Source organism: Methylobacterium sp. WL69, assembly GCF_008039485.1.
Lineage (GTDB): Bacteria > Pseudomonadota > Alphaproteobacteria > Rhizobiales > Beijerinckiaceae > Methylobacterium.
The window spans coordinates 1-4,606 of record NZ_VRUZ01000159.1 but is presented as its reverse complement, the minus strand read 5'-3'; the positions used below and the strand labels follow the sequence as shown (position 1 = coordinate 4,606).

Annotated in this window: 5 protein-coding genes and 1 rRNA gene; 2 read left to right on the top strand and 4 right to left on the bottom strand. The window is 68.0% G+C overall.

Annotated features, from left to right (window positions below; translation table 11 throughout):
* The 3 genes from FV218_RS23025 to FV218_RS21865 all read right to left on the bottom strand — a co-directional run.
* Positions 1–65, bottom strand: a 16S ribosomal RNA gene (locus FV218_RS23025); the annotation flags it as partial.
* A gap of 652 nt (positions 66–717) precedes the next feature.
* A complete protein-coding gene (locus FV218_RS21870) occupies positions 718–1,212 on the bottom strand; it encodes a DUF3016 domain-containing protein (RefSeq protein WP_147711538.1) in 495 nt (164 codons plus the stop codon).
* A 2-nt stretch (positions 1,213–1,214) separates the two neighbouring features.
* Positions 1,215–1,736: a DUF2244 domain-containing protein gene (locus tag FV218_RS21865; RefSeq protein WP_147711537.1), complete on the bottom strand. Its 522-nt coding sequence runs from the start codon at positions 1,734–1,736 to the stop codon at positions 1,215–1,217.
* 20 nt (positions 1,737–1,756) lie between these two features.
* On the opposite strand from FV218_RS21865, the gene nth reads away from it, so the two are divergent.
* Together nth and purC are read left to right on the top strand one after the other, a co-directional pair.
* Positions 1,757–2,473, top strand: coding sequence for an endonuclease III (gene nth, locus FV218_RS21860; RefSeq protein ID WP_147711536.1), 717 nt, complete (start codon positions 1,757–1,759; stop codon positions 2,471–2,473).
* Between the two features lie 280 nt (positions 2,474–2,753).
* A complete protein-coding gene (gene purC, locus FV218_RS21855) occupies positions 2,754–3,548 on the top strand; it encodes a phosphoribosylaminoimidazolesuccinocarboxamide synthase (RefSeq protein ID WP_055955211.1) in 795 nt (264 codons plus the stop codon).
* Between the two features lie 2 nt (positions 3,549–3,550).
* Here purC and FV218_RS21850 read toward each other — a convergent pair.
* On the bottom strand, positions 3,551–4,606 hold a 1,056-nt coding region (locus FV218_RS21850), incomplete at its 5' end, for a glycosyltransferase (RefSeq protein ID WP_147711535.1).

The window sequence follows — 4,606 nt, the reverse complement described above, 5'->3', positions numbered from 1 at the left end:
TCGACTTGCATGTGTTAAGCCTGCCGCCAGCGTTCGCTCTGAGCCAGGATCAAACTCTCAAGTTGAAGAGTTGATCTAGACCGATCACATCATAACGGAAGCACACAAACCAGAAGACGTTTCCGTCATTCCGGTGTGAGCTCTCGAAGTGTGTCTCGGCAATCGTCTCACGATCTCCCGCTACAGGAGATCCGCAAGGACAACGCCGTCCACGCTTCTCTTTCTCAGATTCACTTGTCAAAGAACGCCGGATCACTCCGGAAACCCGATCCAACCAGACCGCGCGGACGCCCGCACGAAACCCGATTGCCAGACTTGGGAAACCGTGGTACCGACCTCACCATTGGTGAGCCGTCCCAGCGGTCCGGAGCGTCTAGGGCCCCGTCGCCATCCTGTCAACCCGGACAATCCGGCGAACCCGCCAAACCACCCCGCCGACAGAACGACACCCGAGAGACAAAAACAGTGGATCATCCAGCCAAGGCCGGATCATCCATCCGATAAATCGTCTCCGAGATGTACCGGCCGCCGCTCCGAAACCCGAAGGTTCCGCTGGCCGCCGCCGATGAACAGGCTTCTAGGGACACCCGGCCGGCCCGTCAACGCCCAAATGACGCCGGACCGTATTTTTTGCGACGCTCGGGTGACATCGCTCCCCAAGCCCCTGGAAACACACGCAGACGGCCTTTCGCTTAGGGGCCATGGTGCCCGTCGCGATCAGCCGGCGGGGGGACGACCCTCGACGATGCGGCGCCGGAACCAATCCCGCAGCAGATCGCGCTCGTGGTCGAAGGCGCCGCTGGACAGGCGCGACGCCCGCAGCAGGAAGTTGATGTCGGTCACCACCTCCTCGGCCGCGGCGATGCGGCGGCGGCCCTCGGTCAGGACGTAGCGCAGGCGAAACCGCGGCGGGGTGACGTCGCTGACGACGCGCAGGCCGAAGGGGATGTTGGCGCCGGGCCGCTCGACCCCGGCGAGATCGACATCGAGAACGTCGATGGCGAGGCTCCGGCCCGGCGGCAGGTCGCGGCCGAACCCTTCGATGATCCGGCGGATCTCCCCGAGGGTGGCCCGCAGGCTCAGGCCCGATCCGAGACGGTTCTCCGCATCGGTGTAGCGCTCGGGCTCGACGAACCGGACGGTGACCTGGGCCGAAGCCGCATCGGCCCAGAGGGCACAGGCGAGCGTGACGATCACCGCACCACCGCGCATGGTCAAAATCCCCGCTTCACGTGGGCGAGCGCCCGGGCGAGTTCCTGGGCGATCTCCTCGCGATCGATCGGCGAGGCGTCGCGCGCCACCACGACGTATTCGCGGCGCGACACCAGGGTCAGGGTCTGAAGGCCGTACTCCTCGTCCTCGACCTTGGTGAGCTTCGTCCACAGGGGATTGAACCGCCACTCGCGTCGCTCCCCCCGGTGCGTCACCCGGGCCAGCATCACCACGAGGGGCGTGATCATCACCTCCTCGAACGAGCGGCCCCGGCGGAAGCTCGCCTTCAGGGCGAGGTAGAGGGCGAGCATGTCGAGGCCGAAGAACCCGGCCACGGGCCAGAAGCCGGCCCTGATGCAGGCGACGGAGGTGACGAGGGAGACCGCGCCGCACGCGATCATGACGTTGCGGAACCCGTGCGGGCTCAAGGACTGGTTCGGCCGGATCGTCGCCCGGAAGACCGGACGGTCGAAGCTGTCGGGATCGAGGCCGTCCGGATGCATCGGGATGTTGCCGCTCGCCATGCGGGCCATATAACGCCCGGATGCGTACCCGACAGCCGACCGCGCCGAAGAAACCGCGAATTGTCGCCCCAGCGGCCGACCCGATCGTCGCACCGGCGGTCGGGCCCGAGATCCTCGACACGATTTTTTCGCGGTTGCGCGCGGCCGATCCCGAGCCGAAGGCCGAGCTGGTCTATCGCAACGCCTACACCCTCCTCGTCGCCGTGGTCCTCTCGGCCCAGGCCACCGACAAGGGCGTCAACCTCGCGACCGCCCCGCTCTTCGCCGTGGCCGACACGCCGGAGAAGATGCTGGCACTGGGCGAAGACCGGGTCCGAAGCTTCATCCGCACCATCGGGCTGTTCAACACCAAGGCGAAGAACGTCATCGCGCTGTCGCGCATCCTGGTGGAACGGCACGGCGGGCAGGTGCCGGATTCCCGGGGCGACCTCGAAGTCCTGCCCGGCGTCGGCACCAAGACCGCGAGCGTCGTCCTCAACGTCGCCTTCGGGGTCCCGACCATCGCCGTCGACACCCACATCTTCCGGGTCTCCAACCGGATTCCCCTCGTGGTCGCCCCGACGACGGACAAGGTCCAGGCCGGCCTGGAGGCCATCGTGCCGGAACCCTACCGGCTCAACGCCCATCACTGGCTGATCCTGTTCGGGCGCTACATCTGCAAGGCGCGCAGGCCCGACTGCCCGATCTGCCCCATCGCGGATCTGTGCCGGTATCCGGCCAAGACCGTCGCCGCCTAAGAGGACCGTCGCCGCGTTCGGGACCGTCGACGCCCGACGCCCCTCGCGTCGCGAGGGGCGGCACGATCCGTTCACCGTGGCGCCCGAAACCCGGGTCCGGCCCTCGCGCGCGCGGATGGCACCCATCCGGCCAACGCGTTGTGCTGCCTGCGCGCTTCGGGTAGTTTGCGCTACGGTCGCGGAGGCTTTCGGCGAACGATGCGTCTTCACGGCCCGGCCGCCCCAACGGCCGCCACGCCGCGGATTCCGCATCGTCTCTCACCCGAAGGAGCCACGGCCCTTGGACTTCCTCAAACCACGGTACACGCCTATGAACCGCCGCCGTCGCATCTACGAGGGCAAGGCGAAGGTCCTCTACGAGGGTCCGGAGCCGGGAACGCTCATCCAGCATTTCAAGGATGATGCCACCGCCTTCAACGCGCAGAAGCACGACGTCATCGACGGCAAGGGCGTGCTGAACAACCGGATTTCCGAGTTCGTCTTCCAGCACCTGAACGACATCGGCGTGCCGACGCACTTCATCCGCCGCCTCAACATGCGCGAGCAGTTGATCCGCGAAGTCGAGATCATCCCCCTCGAAGTGGTGGTGCGCAACGTCGCCGCCGGGTCCCTGGCGACGCGGCTCGGCCTCGAGGAAGGCACGCAGCTGCCGCGCTCGATCATCGAGTTCTACTACAAGAACGACGCGCTCAACGATCCGATGGTGTCGGAAGAGCACATCACCGCCTTCGGCTGGGCGACGCCCCAGGAGATCGACGACATCATGGCCCTGGCCATCCGGGTCAACGACTTCCTGTCGGGCCTCTTCCTCGGCGTCGGCATCCGCCTCGTCGACTTCAAGATCGAGACCGGCCGCCTGTGGGAAGGCGACATGATGCGCATCGTGGTCGCCGACGAGATCTCCCCGGATTCGTGCCGCCTGTGGGACATCAAGTCGTCGGACAAGCTCGACAAGGACCGCTTCCGCAAGGATCTCGGCGGCCTGATCGAGGCCTACACGGAAGTCGCCAAGCGCCTCGGCATCATGTCCGAGAACGAGAAGGTGCAGACGGGCGGCCCGCGCCTCGTCCAGTAAGGTCAGCGCGGCTCGACCGGGCCGGCCTGCGGCCAGCCGGGGCGCAGTCGCGCGTAGGTCCCGAGGTCGGGATCGAATCCGGGGTGATAATGGGGGTCCTGCGCCAGCAGCGGCCCCCATCGCTTTTTGAAGGCCGCCACCTCGCGGTCGTGGCGCGCCCGCGCCGCCGGCGTCCAGCGCCGGCTCGCCGCTTCGTCGTGGGTCAGGACGGCGCCGCCGACGTAGAGGGTGCGGTACCCGGCTTGGTTGAGGCGCAGGCACAGGTCGACATCGTTGAAATCGACGGCGAAGGCGGCGGCGTCGAACCCTCCGACGGCCGAGAACTTTCCCGCCTCGACCACGAGGCAGGCCGCCGTCACCGCCGAGACCGCGCGGGTGGCGCGCAGGCTCGAGAGATAGCCCGGCGCGTCCCCGGCGAAGAACCGGTGCGCGTGGGTGACGAGGCCCCCCGGACCGAGGATCACGCCGCCGTGCTGGATGCGGCCGCGCCCGTCGACGAGGCGGGCACCGACGGCGCCGATCCCGGGGCGCAGGGCTTCGCGCACCATCCGGCCGAGCCAGCCCGGATCGGTGGCGGTCACGTCGTTGTTGACGAAGGCGAGGACCCGTCCCTTCGCCTGCGCCGCGGCCCGGTTGTTCATGGCGGCGAAATCGAACGGGCCGGGGCACGGCACGACCTGCGCGACACCCCGTGCCGACAGGTCGCCGAGATAGGCCAGGGTTTCGGGGTCGCGACTGTCGTTGTCGCAGATCAGGATCTCCCGGTCCGGCCAGTCGGTGCCCCGGATCAGGCTGTCGAGGCAGGGCCGCAGGAGGTCGAGGCGGTCGCGGGTCGGGACGATGAGGCTGACGCCCGGCGCCGGGTCCGGCAGCGGGCGCTCCACGGTGATGACGCCGTCGGGGCCCATGGCGATGCCGACCGTGGATGGCCCTGCCCGTTCCATGTCCCGGCACACGATCCTCAGACGGGCGGCGCGGCGTGACCCGAACAGCAAAACGGGCCCCGCAGGGCCCGTTCGTTCCGTGATCCGTCCGGCGTCGGTCGACGCCGGAAACGC